At 61.9% G+C, this 19,765-nt stretch carries 16 protein-coding genes; 11 read left to right on the top strand and 5 right to left on the bottom strand.

The genetic code is table 11. From position 1 onward, the window contains the following. Window positions 1-75 precede the first annotated feature (75 nt). The 4 genes from ACZ45O_RS08105 to ACZ45O_RS08090 form a co-directional block, all read right to left on the bottom strand. The gene (locus ACZ45O_RS08105) at window positions 76-1,665 is read right to left on the bottom strand and encodes a DUF6119 family protein (protein WP_464857284.1); all 1,590 of its coding nucleotides are present in this window, start codon (window positions 1,663-1,665) and stop codon (window positions 76-78) included. Between the two features lie 835 nt (window positions 1,666-2,500). After that, window positions 2,501-3,337, bottom strand: a complete 837-nt coding sequence (locus tag ACZ45O_RS08100; protein WP_464857282.1) for an ExeA family protein — start codon at window positions 3,335-3,337, stop codon at window positions 2,501-2,503. Continuing rightward, the gene (locus ACZ45O_RS08095) at window positions 3,338-4,726 is read right to left on the bottom strand and encodes a transposase (protein ID WP_464857280.1); all 1,389 of its coding nucleotides are present in this window, start codon (window positions 4,724-4,726) and stop codon (window positions 3,338-3,340) included. An 80-nt stretch (window positions 4,727-4,806) separates the two neighbouring features. After that, window positions 4,807-5,421: a DUF6431 domain-containing protein gene (locus tag ACZ45O_RS08090; protein WP_464857279.1), complete on the bottom strand. Its 615-nt coding sequence runs from the start codon at window positions 5,419-5,421 to the stop codon at window positions 4,807-4,809. A gap of 326 nt (window positions 5,422-5,747) precedes the next feature. On the opposite strand from ACZ45O_RS08090, the gene ACZ45O_RS08085 reads away from it, so the two are divergent. Both ACZ45O_RS08085 and istB (ACZ45O_RS08080) read left to right on the top strand, forming a co-directional pair. Beyond that, on the top strand, window positions 5,748-6,287 hold the full coding sequence (locus ACZ45O_RS08085; RefSeq protein ID WP_464857277.1) for a Mu transposase domain-containing protein: 540 nt from the start codon (window positions 5,748-5,750) through the stop codon (window positions 6,285-6,287). Window positions 6,288-6,289: 2 nt separating this feature from the next. After that, window positions 6,290-7,063, top strand: a complete 774-nt coding sequence (gene istB, locus ACZ45O_RS08080) for an IS21-like element helper ATPase IstB (RefSeq protein ID WP_464857275.1) — start codon at window positions 6,290-6,292, stop codon at window positions 7,061-7,063. A 641-nt stretch (window positions 7,064-7,704) separates the two neighbouring features. Here istB (ACZ45O_RS08080) and ACZ45O_RS08075 read toward each other — a convergent pair. Beyond that, on the bottom strand, window positions 7,705-7,932 hold the full coding sequence (locus ACZ45O_RS08075; RefSeq protein ID WP_464857273.1) for a hypothetical protein: 228 nt from the start codon (window positions 7,930-7,932) through the stop codon (window positions 7,705-7,707). A gap of 398 nt (window positions 7,933-8,330) precedes the next feature. On the opposite strand from ACZ45O_RS08075, the gene ACZ45O_RS08070 reads away from it, so the two are divergent. The 9 genes from ACZ45O_RS08070 (at window position 8,331) to ACZ45O_RS08030 (ending at window position 19,761) form a co-directional block, all read left to right on the top strand. Then, on the top strand, window positions 8,331-9,983 hold the full coding sequence (locus ACZ45O_RS08070; RefSeq protein ID WP_464857698.1) for an ISL3 family transposase: 1,653 nt from the start codon (window positions 8,331-8,333) through the stop codon (window positions 9,981-9,983). Window positions 9,984-10,282: 299 nt separating this feature from the next. After that, on the top strand, window positions 10,283-11,809 hold the full coding sequence (istA, locus tag ACZ45O_RS08065; protein ID WP_464857697.1) for an IS21 family transposase: 1,527 nt from the start codon (window positions 10,283-10,285) through the stop codon (window positions 11,807-11,809). A 3-nt stretch (window positions 11,810-11,812) separates the two neighbouring features. After that, window positions 11,813-12,568, top strand: coding sequence for an IS21-like element helper ATPase IstB (gene istB, locus ACZ45O_RS08060; protein WP_273381641.1), 756 nt, complete (start codon window positions 11,813-11,815; stop codon window positions 12,566-12,568). A gap of 802 nt (window positions 12,569-13,370) precedes the next feature. Next, the gene (locus tag ACZ45O_RS08055; RefSeq protein WP_464857271.1) at window positions 13,371-15,110 is read left to right on the top strand and encodes a DEAD/DEAH box helicase; all 1,740 of its coding nucleotides are present in this window, start codon (window positions 13,371-13,373) and stop codon (window positions 15,108-15,110) included. A 254-nt stretch (window positions 15,111-15,364) separates the two neighbouring features. Further along, entirely contained in the window at window positions 15,365-16,420 is a 1,056-nt protein-coding gene (locus ACZ45O_RS08050; RefSeq protein WP_464857269.1) for a copper amine oxidase N-terminal domain-containing protein, read from the top strand. Window positions 16,421-16,589: 169 nt separating this feature from the next. Then, window positions 16,590-17,012, top strand: coding sequence for a hypothetical protein (locus tag ACZ45O_RS08045; RefSeq protein ID WP_464857267.1), 423 nt, complete (start codon window positions 16,590-16,592; stop codon window positions 17,010-17,012). Window positions 17,013-17,024: 12 nt separating this feature from the next. After that, window positions 17,025-17,657, top strand: a complete 633-nt coding sequence (locus tag ACZ45O_RS08040) for a hypothetical protein (RefSeq protein WP_464857265.1) — start codon at window positions 17,025-17,027, stop codon at window positions 17,655-17,657. After that, window positions 17,641-19,038: a hypothetical protein gene (locus ACZ45O_RS08035; RefSeq protein WP_464857263.1), complete on the top strand. Its 1,398-nt coding sequence runs from the start codon at window positions 17,641-17,643 to the stop codon at window positions 19,036-19,038. The genes ACZ45O_RS08040 and ACZ45O_RS08035 overlap by 17 nt, the downstream gene beginning before the upstream one ends. A gap of 93 nt (window positions 19,039-19,131) precedes the next feature. Next, window positions 19,132-19,761: a TetR/AcrR family transcriptional regulator gene (locus ACZ45O_RS08030; protein WP_464857261.1), complete on the top strand. Its 630-nt coding sequence runs from the start codon at window positions 19,132-19,134 to the stop codon at window positions 19,759-19,761. Window positions 19,762-19,765: the final 4 nt, after the last annotated feature.

The raw sequence follows: 19,765 nt of genomic DNA, 5'->3' as shown, positions 1-19,765 counted from the left end.
GCAGTTCAGCAAGGTCGTTGCGCTCATGGAACCGTTTTCGCTTCGGGCCAGTATTGGACCTGCCTGTGGTGCATCTCATGCGTGAGCCGGCTTGCGAATCCAGGCGAAAGCTGTTTCAAACCCCATTGCTCGAAGCTCACGTACTGCTTGACGGAAGGTAATCAAGCTAAAGAACGGCAACCTCAACCGCTGACTGGTGGTCAGGACAGCATAGACCACTGTGAACTGCCCAGGTTTCATCTGTTCGTCGGATGCTGGTATTAGCTCCTGGTACCCTTGCTTGCCGGTGTGGTTCTCGGCCTCGCGGATTGCTGCACGCACGCGGTCTCGGAACTGGGCGTCTGTCACAAGCAATCGAGCCGATACAGTACCTTGGTTGAACAAGTGGCTCAGTCGCGATGAGGAGTTCTTATCCTTAACATGAATCAAGTGTCGTTCGGTCGAAAGAAGGTCGCAGAACTCAACGCTTGAATGGGCCCGACTCGGGCGAACAAGCTTACTGTCCATGCCAAGAAGGCTTGGTTGCTGCGAGATCCTCGCATAATAGTCCTCCTCGGTCTCGCCCGGATTGGCGTCTGGCATGGGGTACCTAGGGATACGGTCAAAGAACTGGGTTACCTCAGCAGCAAGTTCCTGGGATATCCGATACCAACGCCCTCCGGACAGGACATACGTCTCATCTTCGACGACCGTTTCGAAGCAGATAAAGTCACGAATACGCAGCCTTTGGCCGCGCGGTTTGCCTTCGTCATCCACTTCCTGCACTGTATGCTTGCTCAGGTTTTCGAGTGTGAATGAGATGATCCCCCTGGAGCGCATTGCGTGGAGGTAGTCGGCTAATTCAAGATCAGGAAAAATGTCCTGAGCCCCGAATCCCCGGTACTTGATGTTGTTAAGTTGGTCTGGGTCGAACACATACGGATACGCCAGATGCAGTCGGTCGTCAACGTTGCCCGCCAGTGCCTGGTTCATTGCTTCGACTAGAGCATTATCTAGTCTGCCGATGAGACTGCTATCACGGATGTGACGAATGTCGTCAATCCATGAGAAGTCCTGTCGATAGTCCGTCCGTTGGAACAGAGCGTATGCCTGGTCGCATACCTGGGTTAACTCCCGTACTGCAAGTCGCCGGTGTATGCACAGAGCATCAGCACCGGAAACCCTCGATGCGAATCCGGTGTCCCTTGGCGTCCCAGCGAGGCCCCGCACGATGTCCCTCTCTACATCGATCGAGAAGGCGGTTGGATCTGACCCCCTACTGGTCTGAGCGCGGCGAGACAACGTGTTCTCATCCGGCGTTCGGATGTCTGCGCTCCGAAGTTGCTTGGGGTCGACCGAGTTCAGGACCACTCGTAGGCCAAAGTCTTGTTCGCACTTGGCCGGATCAAGTTTTGCGTGGCCCATGCCGAAAGAAACGGCAAACCAGCGGTTACTGGTATGCACGAAAACCACACCATATGGGCTAATGTTTTCCAGGGCTTGCGCTCTCTCTGGCTCTAGTTCTAGGAAATCGACCCACTTTGGTGGCCGCCCTCCCACCGTGCCAGTGGCTATCTTGGCTCCGTCGATCGTGTCCCAATCTTGTAACGTCACGTTCTCTCGCACTGCGTCTTCCGGCTTGACGCCTTCCCTGAGCAATCGTATCGAGAGCTTCTCAACTCTCACCTGGGCGTCACCTCCACCGAGGCACACAAAGCTCGCGACGGTTATTGCTTGGGCGTTGTATCACGTAATATTGTGTATTCAGCTTAATATTCAGCATACGCCAGAACATTTCTGTTTGCAAGGTTCATACATGCTCTTTCTCGGTACTGGCGTGCCATCGCTGGGGATTCAGCGATGCACCAGGTTGTGAGATGTTGCCCACCAAGGCGAGGGGACTGATCCGTTAAGGGAGTAGATGCCCGAGTCTAACTCATGCCCATCCTGAGCAGTACCCAAGATTCGTGCTCGGGGTACAGTTGGTTAACCACAACGCGGGTCTGTTGAGGAAGACAAGCTGACCGAGTCCTTTCGCCGGGAATGGATCAGTCCGTGAGGGAGTACGGGTCTTCGAGATTGTCATACCCCAGTTACACCTTGTTGTCGCTGGGGTTGTTGCCCGCGCTATTTGGCAGTGACTTGACGGGCGACAGTGTCGTTCGTCAACTGACGCGTTGGTTTGTCGCCAGGGTCGGGGGCGGCCGGCCAGCCGGCCGCCCCTGCTGAGCTTAGAACAGTGTAGCTTGTGCAGTTCCGGATGCGACCCGTTTGCTTGGGCTGCGGTGAATCCGTGCCGTCCTCCGGCACTCCGTGAGTGCCTGGCGGCTCCTGGCGAGGAATGCACGAAGATCTCGGGCGCTGGGGAACTCCAGCTCGACGGCACCAGTCGTTCCATCCCGGAGCACGAGTACGTAACGTGGGTGCGTCCGGCAGTCCGGCTCACAATCGAAGTAGACCTCAACCGTAAACTGAGGCAGCACGGTCACTCGCAGTGAGGCCAGCACGAGTCATCCCCCCATTACCACGGGCTGCTGCCCTTGGCGGTCTGCAGATCCTGCAGCTCAAACAGAACCCGGTCGACATTGGCCTCGTCCACAAAGCGCTGTTCACGGGAGCAGGCGTCCAGCAGGCAGTTGGTGCAGAGTGTGTTAATGACCCGGGGAAGCCCGCGGGACTCGGCGGCGATCTTCTGCAGCGCCTGTTCCGAGAAGATGTCGTGGTCGACGCCCGTCCGGCGCAGATGGTGCCGGATGTACGCGACGCTTTCTTCCTCGCTCAGCGGCCCCAGATGGTACCGCACCTGAACGCGCTGGGCGATGGCTTCGAAGGTGCGCAGGCGGAGCATGCCGCGCAGTTCGGACTGGCCCACCAGCAGAAAGGTCATGGGACAGGCCGAATCCAGGTGGAAGTTGAGCAGGAACCGCACTTCCTGCAGCATGGCCTGCGGCAGCAGATGGGCCTCGTCCAAGACGATGACGGGCTGCAGCCCGTGCAGCCGGTAGCCGTCCAGGATGGTCTGCTCAAACAGCCGGCGGGCCTCTCGGCTCAGGAAGTGGTGGGGTGCGGCGACACCGAGCTGGGTGAGCACGTCGCGGTAAAAGGCCGTGGGCGTGAGCTTGGAGTCGGCAATGTAGGCAAACGGATTCCGGCTGCGATCCAGCAGGTCGTAGAGGGTACGGATCGCAGTGGTCTTGCCGGATCCCACCTCACCGGTGATGAGGCCGAACGCCCGGTGGCGCACGCAGTACTGGAGCCTGGCCAGCAGCTCCTGGTGCTGTGCACACGGAAACAGGTCGGCGGTCGGGATCTCCTTGCTGAAGGGCAGGACGCGAAAGCCAAAGAACGCGGCCAGCACTCAGTTCTGGCCCCCCTTCGGCTGCGTCAGCCGGGTGTAAGCGGTCTCACCCAGCCGCCTCCGCCTTTCGGTGTCATGCTGCTTCTTGGCCAGCGTGAGGAAGTTCAGGCCGGTCTTGGGTGCTGCCGCAGCTGGTTCGGGTGCGGGGGATACCGACCGGTGCCGGGTACGGTGCAGCTTTAGCGGGACCGCGTCGGCAAAGCGCTTCCCCTCGTGCCAGACCTGGATCTGGCTGAGGTCGTACGGGTCGTAGCGAAGCGTGACCTTCCGGCGGGCCAGGGCCGAATCGACCTCGTATTGGTTGCGGTAGAGCGAAAAGCAGCCCGTCTGGTCCACCACGCGCTCCTCCTCCCAGAGGAAGACCTCACGGAGTGCACTGGGGTCAATTCGCCGCAGCGGCTCCGTGTCGCTCTCAAACCGCTGCCGCGGCGTCTGCTTGGTCACGCCGTGCACCCGGTTGTGGTACGCCACCTCCAGCCAGGCCCAGAACAGCTCGTTGAGCTGCTCCAGGGTCGCAAGCTGGCCGGCGGCGATGAGTTGCTGTGCCTCCGGCAGAAAGCTCTTCTGTACGGTAAGGAAGAAACGCTCGATCTTCCCTCGCCCCTGCGGTCGATAGGGCCGGGAATGGGTGAGGCGGATGCCCAGCCGGCCGCAGATGCGCGCCAAGTGCCGGGCGGAATAGATCGCCCCGTTGTCCACGTAGATACGACGGGGGAGACCGTAGCGCAGGATGGTGCGTTTCAGGCAGTCCTCCAGGCGGGGCAGTTTCTCCTCCCAGTACATCTGCCCGTAGACGATGCGGCTGTAGTCGTCGATGAAGGCGATGAGGTAGACCTTGCGGGTCTTGTCGGGCCTGTCCGGATGCGGCAGGTTCAGGAGATGACACACGTCGCCCTGCCAGCAGTCGTTGCGGTGGGCCGCTTCAAAGCGCCGGAAGGTCGCCCTGCGCTTGCGGCTGAGCATAGCCTTGCGGCTGTAGCCCGCCCGCACCAGATGCTGCGACAGGGTGGATCGCCGGAGCAGCCCCGGTGGAACTACGCCGGCCTTCTCCAGGGTGTCAATGATCTGCTGCACGCTGCGCTCCGGCACTTCCCGCCTGGCAGCGATGGCGTGCTCCAGAATCTCCGGTGTGATGACACGGCCCTTGCGGGCGTCGTCCCGCACCTTGGGTTTCAGCCCGTCGAAGCCGGCCTGCCGGTAGGCGGCGATCCAACGCTCCAAGGTGCGAACGCTGACCCGGGTCTTGTCGCTGTGCGGAATCTGGTGGTGCTGGCGGGCGATTTGCTGCAGAATCCGCCGCCGTTCGAGCCGGGTCACATCCTCCGCCACTACCGGTGCGATGAGCTGCCACCGAAAAGCGGCAATCTCGTCGCGCTGCTGTTCGTCCATGGTGAGTCCCTCCCTTGCCAAGTTGGCGCCATTGTGGCACGCCAGCCTGCGGGAAGGCGACGGACAGACTCTGTGGTGTGCTAGAGGGAAGCCGTGCCTTCACCCAGCCGGTTCAGCGCAGCAAACACTCCGCCGTGTTCCTCCGGCCGCCGCCCCATCTGACGGCGGTACCAGTCCCCCACATCCAGCAGGAAGTGGAGCGTGGCGTCCGGACCTTCCCGCCGGGGGGGGAGGGCATCGAGGTCTGTGTCCGGCCAGAAGCGCAGAACCCGTTCGGCAAGGTACTGGCTCCACTCTCCGGCCAGCGCTCTCGCCCTGACAAGCCAGCGTCTGAGCGTCTTCTCCGAGAGCCAGCTGACCGTCGGGCTGCTCAGTCGCCGGGCCAGGGTGCTCCAGGGCAGCCCCCGCCGCACCCGCCCGCGAACCACGGCTTCTCGCACCAGCGTGATGAATCGGGCGTACGGTTTCAGAAAGTCAGGCAAGATGGCGCACGTCTTACGGCACCCTGGACACCACCAGCGGTAGATCGGGATGTACGCCTTCTGGTGCGCAGTAAAGACCCAGCGCCAGTACCGCCCATGCCGCCGCATTCGACCACCGCAACCTGGGCAGTGCAGGGGCAGGTCCGGCCCGCAAGTGCCATATTTGCGAAGATAGGTCTGGACGTTCTGACCCAGGGGAAGTAAGATACACATACACAGGTGCACTCCGCCCTGTGGGGAGAGCCTGCCCAGGTGGACCGCCAAGTCACAGGCCTGGGCAGGCTCTCATATTTGTCCCCTGTCGTACGAAAACGGAGAGGACAGCCCCTCTCCTGATAATTCTATCTTCAATATTCTCTGTCCTACACAAGCGCACGATGCTCAGCACATGTTGACAAATAATCCGGGCAACAACAGATACTTCAGCCAGGCGTCCATGGCGAAACTGTACGCCCATGACCCGAGCCTCGGCCGTCCTGAACTTTTGCCGCTGAGTGCCGACTAGAGCAACTACAATGCTGGAACCCGATTTACACCACTTGACGGGACTTGATCAGTATTCGATTCCCCACCGGCTTGCCCGACAGACCGTGACGTTGAGGCTGTTTGAGGATCAAATCGAGGTGTATGCCGGCGGCGAGTTGGCGGCCACCCTGGCCCGGTGTTGGGGGAAAGGCCAGCGGATCATCCAGGACGAGCACTATGTCGGTCGGCACAGGGGCAGCGGCAGGAAACGGGTTACCCTACAGCAGCGGTTCGAAGCCCTCGGACCTGCCGCCCGCGAATACCTGCAGGGTCTTGCCCAGAAGGGTTCAGGCAGATTACGTGATCAAGTCGAGTCCATTCTGGCCCTTTGCGACACCCATGGTGCTGACGCCGTCTACGCCGCCATGGAGCGGGCCAACCAGTACCACAACTACAGCTATAAGGCGATTAAGCGCATCCTGGAGCAGCAGGAACGGAACCCCCAGGCCCTTCCCCACCCCCCTGCGGAGCCACTGCCCGTGACTGTCCCCGTTCCCACGGTAACGGTGCAGCAACGATCGCTCAGCTACTATGAACGGGTGGGGAGGCCGTGAACATGGATGCGGGCCGGATTGAAGAACTGAACCAGGGTCTGCGGCGCTTAAAGCTCCGCCGAATCCGGGAGGTCCTGGAGGACTACAACCGATTGGCGGTCACGAAGCAGCTATCGTATCTGGACTTCCTGGCTGGGCTTGTCCAGGAAGAGATTCAGGCCCGGAACGAGTCGCAGTACAGCAAGCGGCTGAAAGCGGCCAGGCTGCCTGCACACAAGATCATCGAGGACTTTGACTTTGGGTTCCAGACGTCTGTCAGCCGCCAGGAAGTGCTGGAACTGGCTAGGCTCCGGTTCATCGCGGAGCACGAGAACTGTATCCTGGTCGGACCTCCTGGTGTGGGCAAGACGCATCTTGCGATTGCTCTGGGCATGAAAGCGATTGAGGCCGGCTTCCGGGTTTACTTCACGTCAGTACAGGATCTGATTGATGACCTTTATGCCACCCTCGCCGACAACAGTTTCCGCAGTCGCATGCGCAGCCTGCTGACCAACGACCTGATCATCCTGGATGAGTTGGGCTTTCTTCCGATGGACAGCACAGCGTCCAACCACCTCTTTCAAGTTGTGGCGCAGGCCTACGAACGGCGATCGCTGATCGTGACTTCGAACCGGCCGTTTCAAGAGTGGGGCAGCGTATTTGCCTCCGCCACGATTGCCACGGCGACACTTGATCGCTTACTGCACCATGCACACGTCCTCAATCTTCAGGGCGATAGCTATCGGCTTAAAGGGCACCTGGTTACAGAGCTTCCTGAGACCAGCACGAGGGAGTGAAGGCGAAGCATTTCCAGTCCAACTGCGGGATTTTGTTGGCCAAAACTGCGGAAACGTAGATGGCCATTGACACCCCAGATTTCCATATCGGGGTCTTACGGTCGGCCATAGCTAGGAGACTTGGCGTGTTGATCCAGAAGAGCGAAAGGCAATCCGCCAACCGAGGAATGTTCAGCCATTACGGAGAATCGTATGCTTGAGCGACATACATAATCCCCCCACCCGTACTTGGTGTTGAGCCATTGATTTCTTGACGTTGACGTGAGGGAGGCCGGTCCGGAGTGCGATTCTTAGAGAGACTCGGTTTCATGTCATACAGGACAGCGGTGTCCCGCGGCATGGATAGCGGAACCCCGTCCAAGCAGCTAGTTCAAGTACGCCGAGTACTCTTAGAGTATCGGGAAGAGGAAGGCGAGGCTGACTGGTGGTGGCTCAGCGATTACAAGGGCCGTCGTCCAGACAAGCGAAGCGCTAACAAATTCCTTCTGGCCTGCATATTGGACTACCAGATTCCAGCCGAGTTAGCTTGGGAGAACGCTCGTAGGCTAGCCGAGGACATTTTGGGCGATCCCCCCGACCTTTGGAATGTCATTGCTGCCGTACCACAGAAGGAGTGGGAAAAACGGTTTCCCGAATACCGTCTACACCGCTTCCCCCAGGCCCATAATCGTATCTGGCGGATAGCCAACGGCGTCGTTGACCACTTCGAGGGTGATGCTCGTAAGATCTGGGAAGGTCAGTCTCCCGCAACCGTCCTTCAACGTCTGGATAGCCTTCGAGTAGGTGAGCAGATCTCCCGCATGATCGTCGGTGCGCTGATCGACACCGAACAGATAGCCGGCGTGGGTGATGTCAAGGCTGACATCCATGTCAGAAGGGTTCTGGGCAGAATCATCCGGGGAGAAGTCCTTTCCCCTCAGGAAGCGACTGATCTCACTCGTATGATCCTTCCGGAAAATCCGTGGCTGCTTGACGCTCCCCTGTACTGGATCGGGAAGGGATACTGCTTTGCCCGCGACCCTGACTGTCAAGCCTGTCCTGCTTACAAGGTCTGTACATATCGGAGACACAAGGGCTAGGAACAGGAGGCTGGCAATTCGCCAGGCGGACGAAGGCCGGACATATGGTCCGCTGGCGCCTGGGGTGATATCTGTTGTGGAGGACTACCTGAAGCTGTGTTTGATCAAGAGATTGGGAGCCACTTTGATCATCCAAAAGTGGGTCTTCGCCAGGTTTCGTGCAACACTCGACGGTTCCATTGAAGACAATGGCAGTCATTGCTATACTTAGGGCAAGCCCTGCAATGGAAGGGATTGCCTGCGAAGTGTTGGCAGCTTATTTCCCCGGCTTTGACGTGTTCCGTGTTGTTGCGACTGAAACGGGTACCCAAATAACAATCAGGTTAGAAAGTGGCGGAGGCTCTTGCCCTGATTGCGCGTTCGAGAGCCGGAGCGTTCACAGCACCTATGAGCGCAAGCTTCGCGACTTGCCAATCCTTGGTCGACCTGTAGTCGTGTTGGTCCAGGTGCGGAGGTTTCGGTGTAAGAATCCGCGTTGCCCCCGGAAGACATTTGCTGAGTCGCTTGGGCTCTTTGCTCGACCGCATGCCCAACGCACGGAGCGTTTAACAATGCCATTGCTGTCGCTGGTCCTCACGACAAGCAGCAGGACCGCTGCTCGCCTGGCGGAGCAGATGGGCATTCAAACTAGTCCTCGTACCCTCCTGCGAACGGTTAATCGCAAGGAACGGTCGGTAAGTGCCCCTCGAGTCCTTGGAATTGACGATTTCGCTCTACGGCGGGGCCGGACATATGGTACCGTACTGTGCGATCTTGAATCCGGACAACCCGTCGATATTCTGTTTGGACGAAACGCGGAAACAGTGTACGATTGGCTCAAGAAACATCCGGGCGTGGAGATTGTCGCCCGGGACCGGGCGACTGCTTATGCGGAAGCCGTGCGACGAGCCGCTCCGAACGCCGTCCAGGTGGCAGACCGTTTTCACCTAGTACGAAACGTCAGCGAGGCGTTCCAGGAAGTCGTGGACCGCAGGGTATGGGTTCTCCCAGAAAGGGCGGTTGCGGCAAAGCATCCGGCTCATCCGCCAGCGCAGGAGACTGCACGCAAATCCAAGCCGCCTACGAAGGCTCAGCAGGCACGACAAGCAGCGGCCGAGCGACTGCGAAGGCGGTACGAAGAAGTTCACCGGCGGTATGCGAATGGGGAGTCGATCCGGGCGATTAGCCGGGCCACGGGGCTGGACCGGAAGACCGTTGCGAAATACGTGAGGTCCTCTGATATTCCCCAGCGAGCGCCGCGGCCCAAAGTTCGTAGAAAAATCGATCCCTATCTTTCTCATTTGGCTGAACGCTGGCAATCGGGTTGCCGGAATTCCCGGAAGCTCTACGAAGAGATCCGCGAACAGGGATACAGCGGATCATACTCAATGGTTCGCCACGAACTTACTCGCTGGCGCGCCCATGGCGGGCCCGCTTCTGGTCCCGAAACGGGTTCCGCCGGGCAGCCTTACGCGTGGAAAGACGTACGGTGGGCTCTCCTTTGCCCACCCGAGCACCGGACCAACAAGCAGCAACAAATTGTCGAACAGGTGCTGACACTGAATCCTGAACTCGACCTCGCTCACTCGCTGTTGCAACGCTTTCGCCATATGCTCCGGGAGCACCAGGCTGATGAACTCGATCAGTGGCTGGCGGACGCAGCGGGTAGCGGCTTATCCCCATTTGCGCGCCTCGCCAGGACGTTTACGGCCGATAAAGACGCGATTCTTGCGTCGATCGAATTGCCTTGGAGTACCGGCCCTGTAGAAGGGATCATCACGCGAATCAAGTTCATGAAGCGGCTCGGCTACGGTCGCGCAAGCCTTGCGCTTCTCCGGGCCAGAGTTCTCGGTGTCCGGTAACTGGTCGAGCATGGTGGGAGGCCACATGTCAGTGCCTGACGAGATTCTCCGCGCGGAGTGCGTATTCCGGACGGATTCGACCACTCATTCCGGTCGAATCCGTCCACTTATTACGGATGAAATCGACCACCGTTTGCGGGGATAGTCGACCGCCCATTCCGGCCCAAATCGACCGGCTCGAATCCTAGAGCGAAGCGGCATGGTCGACCATTACAGGGTTTTGCCGGCTCCTCCCGAATTGTGGATAACATCTCCACACGAGAGGACGTGGGCAAGCCTTGGCAAATCGGAGGTTGTCGATGCGCAAGATCAGAGAGATCCTTCGCTTGAAGTGGGAGGTCGGGCTCTCCGCCCGGCAGATTGCCCGGAGCCTCTCGATCTCGCACAGCACCGTGCTGGACATGCTTCGGCGGTTTGAATGCTCCGGCCTTTCCTGGCCGCTGCCGAACATCGACGACGCAGAACTTGAGGCCAAGCTTTACCCAGGAAACCCCCAAGGGCTAGTAGAGCGGCCCTTGCCAGACATGGCCTACATCCACCGGGAACTGGCCCGAAAAGGGGTTACCCTGCAGTTCCTGTGGTGGGAATATAAGCAGAATCATCCAGATGGGCTGCAGTACAGCCAGTTCTGCCAGCGATACCGGCAGTGGCGTTCCAAGCTCGATGTCGTTCTCCGGCAACCGCATCGGGCAGGTGAGCAGATGCAGGTGGATTTCGCCGGCGATACCGTGCCCATTCATGACCGCGAGACGGGAGAGGTTTGGCAGGCTCCGATCTTTGTTGCCGTTCTGCCGGCCAGCAATTACACCTTTGCCAAGGCCTATCCGGCTCAGGACCTGCGTTCCTGGATCAAAGCCCACTGCGACGCCCTGGAGTTCTTCGGTGGCGTTCCAGAGATCATCGTGCCGGACAATCCGAAGGCCGGCGTCACCCGCGCTTGCCGCTACGAACCGGATCTCAACCCGGCTTATCAGGAAATGGCGGCCCATTACGGCGCTGCGGTCATTCCGGCAAGACCCCGCAGCCCCAGGGATAAGGCGAAAGTCGAAAACGCGGTCCTGGTGGTGGAGCGCTGGATTCTTGCCGCCCTGCGGAACCACACCTTTTTCAGTCTTCACGACGCGAACCGGGCAATTCGAGAGGCCGTGGCCAGACTCAACGACCGACCGTTCCAAAAACTCGAAGGAACGCGCCGGAGCCTGTACGAAACGCTGGACAAGCCGGCGTTGCGCCCTTTACCGCCGCAGCGTTATGAGTTTGCTGAGTGGCGGAAAGCCAAGGTCAATCTCGACTACCATGTCGAGGTCGACCGCAACTACTACAGTGTCCCGTACCCGTTGGTTGGGGAGACGGTGGATATCCGCCTCACGGACGGCCTGGTGGAAATCTTGCACCGGGGAAAACGAGTAGCCTGCCATCCACGGGCGACCGGCCGTGGACGGTCCGTCACCCAGATTCAGCACATGCCAGCCTCCCACCGCCGGCATCGGGAATGGACCCCGTCCAAGTTGCGGCGTTGGGCGGAATCGGTCGGACCCCACACGGCGCAGTTGGTGGTGACGATCCTGGAGGAGAAGCCGCATCCGGAGCAGGGCTTCCGGTCGTGCCTTGGCATCATCCACCTGGCCAGGAAGTATGGCTCCGACCGTCTCGAAGCGGCCGCCGCTCGGGCATGTGCGGCCCGGACGTTCAGCTACAGCAGTGTGAAGTCCATCCTGGCCCATAACCTCGATCAAGCGCCGCTGCCTGGCCCGCCGGACAACCAAGCCACTCCGGTGCATCCCAATCTGCGGGGCCCCGACTATTACGCAGGGGGAGGGCCGTAACGAATGCCCTTGCAGACGACGATTGAAAGGCTTCGGGAAATGCGGCTTCGCGGCATGGCTGACGCCCTGGTGCGCCAACAGCAGCAACCTGAACTCCAGTCCCTGTCGTTCGAGGAACGTCTGGAACTCCTCGTGGATCAGGAATGGCTCGACCGGCAAAACCGGCGCCTGGCTCGGCTTCTCAAAGAGGCGAAATTCCGCGTGGCCGCATGCATGGAAGATGTTGACTACCAGCATCCGCGCGGCCTGGACCGAACCGTCATGCGGAGCCTCGCCGCATGCCAGTGGGTCGAGTACGGCCAGCACATCCTGATTGCTGGACCCACCGGTGTGGGGAAAACGTTTCTCGCGTGCGCTCTGGGCAACGCCGCCTGCCGGCACGGCTACACCGTTCGCTACTACCGGGTGCCGCGACTCCTTGCCGAGCTGGCTACCGCGCGGGTTGACGGCTCCCTTCGCCGCATCCTCAACACCCTGTCCCGGACGGATGTGTTAATTCTGGACGACTGGGGTCTCGCTCCCATCTCTGTGGCGGAATCCCGAGACCTTCTCGAAGTCATCGATGATCGTACACAGGCACGGTCGACAGTGATTGCCTCGCAGTTGCCGATCGAAACGTGGCACAGTGTGATCGGCGACGCTACCGTAGCCGATGCGATCCTGGACCGCCTGGTACATGGTGCGCACAAACTGAACCTGAAGGGGGAATCCATGCGGAAGATAGCGAACCTCCAGACATCCGAGTTAACCATGGGCTAGCGCTGCCCAGCCATCGCCACTTCGCTCCATCCCCTCAGTGCCACCGCGCTGGCCGGATGAAATCGGAAACGGCGGTCGACTTGGATCAGAACCGGTGGTCGGCTTGAACCGGAATCACTGGTCGATTTGACCGGAATACGCAGCAGCCCTTTCCTCGGACCATACCATTACACTTCTCGGTGGATTACACCACGTATTGGAGGTTCCGCAACAGCGAGCTTGCCCCGTGGTAGCTTGGGTCGTACCCGCCTGCGTTAGCTCGGTCACCCCGTCAATAATCAACCTAACACAACGCGGTGACAGCCTTCTGTCACTCCGTTGACCCTTTCGCGAAGGCAAGTCGTCCCTTTTCAAAGGACATCCCGACCGTTCCTGGTGCCCCTGTCTCGTGTCTTTGAATGACCGGGGTGCCCTAGGGAGTCATCGTGGCGAAGATCAAGGACCAACTGCCCGTTGAGTGGCACGACCTGGAAGACTGGGCGTACCAGAGCGTCCGGCCCTTTCTCTAATGAAACGTTCGGGGAGGGGAACTGGGACACCGAAAAGCGGCTCACACGGGACGGCCGACGCAACGTCACCTGGGCTTACGTTCGCAACCGGACGGATGAGTAAAGCGCGCCGGAACTCCGGATATCGAGACTTCCCCGCCTCCGGCGGGATTTTCAAGTTGGCAGGTATTTCAGTTGCATCAGCCGAATTGTCGCACTATACATACCTCCCCGTTGTCTGCTGGTACCACCACGCAGTGGTGTAAAAGGGCAGCGTGATCGATGAATCTCCTGAGAGTTAGAGGTGATCATACTTGCGGATTTATCCTTCCGACAGTGAGATTGAACTGGCCGCAGAGTTGTTGGTTTCTCGTTACAACATCTCGCCACAATTGCTCGGCGAACTCTTGGGACGCACACAGCGGGATCGTGCAAATCGGCTGCTGCAGGCGGTGGGCATGGGCCGGCTGACTAAGGAAGATGTGGCCCGTTTGGTGGTCATGCACAGGGGCGCTAACCTGTTTGGCGGTTCATCAAGAGAAGTACGTACCCTTCGACTGCGAATTCTATCCCAGCTACCCGACCATAAGATTCGACAGCTGTTCGATGAGTTTAAGGACAAGGATTCCGAGATCACTCAGGTAGCCCGGATGTATAGGCCACTGTCAGAGAAAAAGTGGTTTGCGGACGGACCATGGCCGCGGGCTTTCGTGACTGCGGCAGGTTTCCCGGAGATTTTTGCCGGTGTGCGCGAGCGGGTTCATCGCCCGACCGTACAGGAGATTCCTCCCTTGACGCCGGTTCCTCCGTTACAGGAGTTCCAGAAAGATTTGAAAGCCAAGCTTCTGGCCGTAATGGAGAGAGAACAGGAACGCACTCGCTGCGTCCTTTCGTTGCCGACAGGTGGGGGAAAAACTCGCGTTGCGGTCGAAGCCTTCATCGACTGGATGCAGCCGCGCTTCGCAAACGGTCAGTATCTCATCTGGATTGCCCAGAGTGAGGAGTTGTGCGAACAGGCTATCGCTACCCTGGAGCAGATGTGGGGTTCTCGCGAGTACCGGTTTCCCCTCCGGGTCTACCGCTACTTCGGTGGCCGGGACGTACCCGTCGAGGTCTTGCAGGGCGGTGCTGTGGTGGCCAGCATCAACCAGTTGTACAATCGCATAAATAGCGAGGATCCCGCGCTGGACCGGATCTTGGCGAACACTGGCGTCATGGTGATTGACGAGGCACACCGGGCAGTCACGGAGATGTACGACGTGCTCCTGGACCGTGCCGAAGAACTGGTTGGTCCCGAACTCTTTCCCATATGCGGGCTGACGGCCACCCCGGGGCGCTCGGGCGCGGATCCGGTCTCTGAGACGCTGCGGCTGGTAGGTCGATTTGAAGCGCACCTCTTAACCCCTGACCTGGGACCGGAATACGCCGCTGATCCCTTGCGGTATTTCCGAGAGCAGGGCTATTTGGCTACGCCGGTGCACAAACCGCTGCAAGGCAGGGAGTATGAGCTGACGCCGGATGAGATTGAGGACCTTGATTCGGAAGGCGACTTTCCGGCAGCTTTCCGGAAGCGGCTGGCTGATGATACGGACCGCAACCGGCTGATCATCGATTGCCTGTTGGATATTGAGCCAAACATACCCACACTGGTTTACGCTTGTACTGTAGAACACGCCTACCTGCTCGCGATGATGTTGCGGAAGTTGGGACGCACAGCGGCGGCAATCTCGGGCGACACTCCCATGACGCTCCGCCGAGGCTTTATTGAACAGTTCAAGGACGGCAAGATTCAGTTCCTCGTCAATTATGGTGTCCTCACCACGGGTTTCGACGCTCCCAAGACTGAGTGTATCGTGCTCTGCAGGCCCACTCAGAGCCCGGTGTTGTATGAGCAGATTATCGGTCGAGGCCTTCGGGGTCCTCGGTTTGGCGGAACCGAGACATGCACGATTATCGATTTCGCCGACAACATCAAGCGATTGGGTGCACCTCTGGCCTACGTGCGGTTTGAGCAGTTCTGGCAGGATGAGAGTTTCTCGGAGGTTGTATCGTAGTCTGCTCCTGCCCTCGCATCCACCCGATGTTGACCTACCGAAGACTCGCCCATTTCGTGATCGACGCTACGTTGCAGGCCGACGCTGATTCGTCACTCAAGGCCAGCGTGGGTTTCGTTCCCACCTGGCCTTCCTTCTTCCCCAGAACAACCCCCCGCACAGAGGAATTTCCCTTCGCCAGTGCGAATGGAACACTCATTCAGCATCTTTCGAAGGGAGTTGCAGAGCCCGTGCGTCGTCTGTTGGCTTGGATGATGGTACTGTCCCTGCTCCTGATGCCCGCCCTCGCCCAGGCGGAGACTGCGGTCCGCCTGGTCGTGGACGGGGTGGAGATCGAGACCGATGTGGCCCCCGTCCTGGAGGAGAATCGGACCCTGGTTCCCATCCGTGCGGTGACGGAGGCGCTGGGGTTCGAGGTCGCGTGGGATCCCGACACCAGGACCGCGACCCTGACCAGGGGCGAAACGACGATCGTGCTGACGGCTGACAACCCGGAAGTGCTGGTCAACGGTGAGCCGGTCACGCTGGATGTGGCCCCAGCCATCCGGTCCGACCGCATGATGGTCCCGGTCCGCTTCGTTGCCGAGCAGATCGGCCTGGAGGTCGGCTGGGATCAGGCGACCCTGACGGTGTTGATCGGGTCGGCGGCGCCCGCTGCTCCCACGGTTGACCCGGCCGCGCTCGCCCTGGTCCAGCGGGCGCAGGAGGCCGAGAACGTGCGGGGCACCGGCGGCTTCACCATGACCATGGATGCCGGGATGATCGTCCTGACGTCCGAGATGAGCATGGATATCTACCAGGCCAGCCCCGACGAGTCGATCACCTACTTCACGGTGCGGATGCTGGGCGAGGAGTTCTCCAGCGCGGTTGCCGTTTACGGGGAGAAGATGTGGATGAAGGACGAGACCGGGACATGGGTCGCCATGTCCCTGGAGGATGTCGTCCCTGTCGATCCCATCAGCGACCCGACGAGCCTCGCCAGCCTGAACCCCGCGGATGTGTCGTGGGCCAGCGTCACCCTGTCGCAGCAGACCTATGAGGGGACCGAGATGCAGGTCGTCACCATGATCGTGGACGAGGCCGGGTTTGCCGAGCTGCTGGGCGATGAGGGAATGGTGATCGGCGAGGGCAGGATGGAGCTGGTGTACTGGTTCACCGCCGACGAGACCCTGCACCATGCGGATCTCCTCTTGGAGGTCGCCGTTGCCGGCCCGGAACCGGTCCGCGTGACCATGACGGGCAGCATGTTCTGGGAGCCGCTGGAGGGGCCCGTCGAGTTCCCGCCCGAGATCACCGGCGCAGCCGAATAGCGGCCGCCTTCCATATGAAGAACCGAGTTGCCAGGCAGCAGGGCTGCGGGAGCGCTATTCCCGCCGCCCTGCTGCATCCGTTTGCCAGGCAGCGGCAGGACCCCCGGCATGATCATGGAGAAGTCTTCCAGAGCCATTCCTTGCACGGACACCGGAAAGGAGGATGCACGTGCCGGTACCCTTCATCTTACTAGGAGCCGCAGCGGTTGCTGGACTATGGGGCGCCTCAAAGGGAGCCGGAGCGATTCGCGACAACCGGCGTGCGCGGGAGCTGTACGACCGGGCCGAGGACCTCTACGACGCAGCCCGGGCCGAACTGGAAGCCGCGCGGGAGCGGACGGCGGGCCTCCTGGAGGAGCTGGGTCGCGTCAAGCTGGAGGCGTGGGAGCGCCAGCTGGGCCGGTTTGCCGCGCTCTTTCAGCAGATCAAGGAGGTGAACGTGACCGGCGCCGCGGCGGCCGAGTTCGAGCTGAAGGAGATCACCCCCGCAGAGCTGGCGGAGATGAAGCAGATCTCCCTGAGCGCGAAGGAGGTCCTGACCGGCGGCGCAGCGGCCCTGGGGACGGGCGCCCTGGTGGGCGTGGCGTCGTAGGGCGGCGCGGTGATGGTCGCGCATGCGTCCACCGGCACGGCCATCAGCGCGCTGACGGGCGCGGCGGCCAAGAATGCCACCCTGGCCTGGTTCGGCGGGGGCTCGCTGGCGGCCGGCGGGCTCGGGATGGCCGGCGGCGCGGCGGTGCTGGGCGGCCTGGTGGCCGCGCCGGTCCTGGCGGTGGGCGGCTTCATGCTGTCCAAGAAGGCCGAGAAGAACCTGGCCGAGGCGCGCCGGAGCATGGCCGAGGCCAGGCGGGCCGCGGCCGAGATGGACGCCGCCACCGCGGTCGTCAGCCGCATCGGTGAGGTCGCGGCGGCCTACACCCAGGTGATCACCGAGGTGGAGCAGCGCATGACCGGGGCCCTCGACGACCTGGAGGCGCTCATCGACCACGGGCTGCGGACCGCCCCGTGGTGGCGGAAGAAGCTCGGCAACTGGCGAGTGCTGGATTACCGCCGCTTCACCCCCGGTGAGCAGCGGACGGTGCACGTCGCGATGCTGTTCGCCCAGACCCTGAAGCGGTTGCTGGAGACGCCCCTGCTCACCCCGGAGGGCGCGGTGGATGAGCGGAGCGAGGCGCTGCTGGAGGAGCTGGCGGGGTCTGCCCTGCCGGAGGAGGTGGAGCATGCGCCGGAGGGATAGGCGGACTGACCAGACCGTGGACGTGGCCGCCGGACAGGCGGGCGCCCTGGGGGCGGCGCCTCAGGCGGAGGCCACGGACGCCATCCTGGAGGGGATGCGCGGGTTTGCCGAGATGTGGCAGCGGGTGCAGGCCAAGCTGCCGGCCACCCGCCGGGGTCATCTGTTCGAGGCGATCGTGGCCGCGCGGGAGAACGCCGCCGCCGCTGCCGCCGGCAGCGCGGAGCGGCTCCACGTCACCCACCTGGAGGGCGACCACACCGCGGAGGCGGACCTGGTCCGCCGCGTCGGCGGCGAGCAGGTGGGCGCCGCACAGGCGAAGTTCAGCGCCCTGGGCCCGAAGAGGCTGGCCGAGATGGTCTCGGATCCCAAGTATCACGGCATGGACCGCTACGTCCCGGCCGACAGGGCCGATGCCGTCCGGGAGGAGCTGCGCCGGCTGGCCGAGTCGGCCACCGACCCGCAGCGGGCCGCCGAGTACCGGGATGCGCTGGCGCACATCAAGGACCACGACACCACCCTGATCGATGTCCACCGTGCCGACCGGCACCCCACGGCCTTCCGGATGGCGACTGAGCTCAGGGCCGTGGCGCAGGAGGCGGGCACCGCAGCGGCCTACGGAGCGGCCGGCGGCGCCATTGTGGGGGGCGCCGTCTCCGGGGTCCGCAACTGGATCGCCTACGCCCGCGGCGAGATCGACGGCCGGCAGTGGGCGGCCACAACGGCGAAGGACTCGGCCCGGGCCGCCGTGAAGGGTGCGGGCGCCGGCGCGGGCGGCGCCGTGATCCGGTACGGGGCGGCGAAAGCGGGGCTCACCGGACTGGCCAAGTCCAACGTTGCCACCGCCATGGCGGCCGGGGTGATCGACATCGGCGTGACCACCATGGCGTACGTGCGGGGCGAGATCTCCGGGGAGGTGGCCCGCGACCGCATGGTCACCACCGGCGTCGCCACCATGGGCGGCATGTACAGCGGCTACCTGGCCCGGCTCCTCGTCGCCTCCAACCCGGCGGCCGCGGCGGCCTCCGTCGCCGGGTACTGGCTGGCATCCTCCATCTACCAGGCCTGCCGCGCGATTCAGCAGGAGGCCGAGCTGGCGAAGGCGGAGGCCGACCGGGTCGAGGCGCTCTGCGCCGCGGCCGAGCGCGCCCTGAAGGAGCAGCAGGCGGAGTTCGAGCGCCTCTTTGACGAGCGGATGGCGGAGCGCAGGCGGGCATTTGCGCGCTGCTTCGCCGCCATCGACCGGGGCATGCGGGGCAACCGGTTCGACGAGACCACCGATGCGCTGGCCGACCTGGCCCTGCTGTTCGGGCGCGAGCTGGAGTACGGCGCCTTCGGCGACTTCGACCGGACGATGCGCAGGCCCGGGCCAATCGAGATCTGACCGCAGCGGGGGGCGGCCCATACCCGGTTGACACCGCCCTCCTGCCCGGTGTATATATTAATTGACCGATCAGTAAGTAAGGAGGCGACGCCCATGGCCGCCCGCCCGAAGAACCCGCCGCCGGACCGCCGCGGCGACATCCTGGACGCCGCCCTCCGGCTGTTCGCCGAGAAGGGGTATGACGCCGCCACCAACGCCGAGATCGCCCGGGCGGCGGGGATCACCGCAGCGGCGCTCTACTACTACTTCCCCAGCAAGGAAGAGCTGTTCCGGGCCGCGGTGAGCGAGCACCTCGCGCAGTTCCTGCCCACCCTCACGAACCTGACCAGGCAGGGGGGCCCGCCGGACGGCGGGAGCCAGGAGCCCTTCCGGTCGCTCCTCCAGCGTGCCCTGGCCTTCTTCACCGGGGAGAAGTCGCAGCTGGTGCTGAAGATCATCCTGGCCGAGGGCCCCCGGCGGCCGGAGATCCGGCAGATCTGGAACGAGCAGACGGCCGCCGCCTTCGCGTCGCTCATGCCGTACCTGGCCGGCGCCATCGCGGACGGGCGCATCCGGCCCGTCGACCCCCGGCTGGTCTTCGTCCTGCTCCAGGGACCGCTCATGTTGTCCATCGTCCTGCGGGACCTGCTGCAGGTCCCGGCCCTGCAGGAGCTCACCGACGAGGCCCTCGTGGATGCGGTATTGGAGGTCACGCTTCCCGGTTTGCTGACAGACGGACGGTAGAGGA

Source organism: Symbiobacterium turbinis (assembly GCF_055383075.1).
Note: the sequence above shows the minus strand (reverse complement) of the source record. Positions and strands in the feature narration are given on the sequence as shown.

What these genes read in the sequence shown, in the direction of transcription:
- ACZ45O_RS08095 (WP_464857280.1), bottom strand. Translation starts at nt 4,726, where the DNA reads ATGGACGAACAGCAGCGCGACGAGATTGCCGCTTTTCGGTGGCAGCTC.
- ACZ45O_RS08090 (WP_464857279.1), bottom strand. Translation starts at nt 5,421, where the DNA reads ATGTGTATCTTACTTCCCCTGGGTCAGAACGTCCAGACCTATCTTCGC.
- istB (WP_464857275.1), top strand. Translation starts at nt 6,290, where the DNA reads ATGGATGCGGGCCGGATTGAAGAACTGAACCAGGGTCTGCGGCGCTTA.
- ACZ45O_RS08075 (WP_464857273.1), bottom strand. Translation starts at nt 7,932, where the DNA reads ATGGATGTCAGCCTTGACATCACCCACGCCGGCTATCTGTTCGGTGTC.
- ACZ45O_RS08070 (WP_464857698.1), top strand. Translation starts at nt 8,331, where the DNA reads ATGGCAGTCATTGCTATACTTAGGGCAAGCCCTGCAATGGAAGGGATT.
- istA (WP_464857697.1), top strand. Translation starts at nt 10,283, where the DNA reads ATGCGCAAGATCAGAGAGATCCTTCGCTTGAAGTGGGAGGTCGGGCTC.
- istB (WP_273381641.1), top strand. Translation starts at nt 11,813, where the DNA reads ATGCCCTTGCAGACGACGATTGAAAGGCTTCGGGAAATGCGGCTTCGC.
- ACZ45O_RS08050 (WP_464857269.1), top strand. Translation starts at nt 15,365, where the DNA reads ATGGTACTGTCCCTGCTCCTGATGCCCGCCCTCGCCCAGGCGGAGACT.
- ACZ45O_RS08040 (WP_464857265.1), top strand. Translation starts at nt 17,025, where the DNA reads ATGGTCGCGCATGCGTCCACCGGCACGGCCATCAGCGCGCTGACGGGC.
- ACZ45O_RS08035 (WP_464857263.1), top strand. Translation starts at nt 17,641, where the DNA reads ATGCGCCGGAGGGATAGGCGGACTGACCAGACCGTGGACGTGGCCGCC.
- ACZ45O_RS08030 (WP_464857261.1), top strand. Translation starts at nt 19,132, where the DNA reads ATGGCCGCCCGCCCGAAGAACCCGCCGCCGGACCGCCGCGGCGACATC.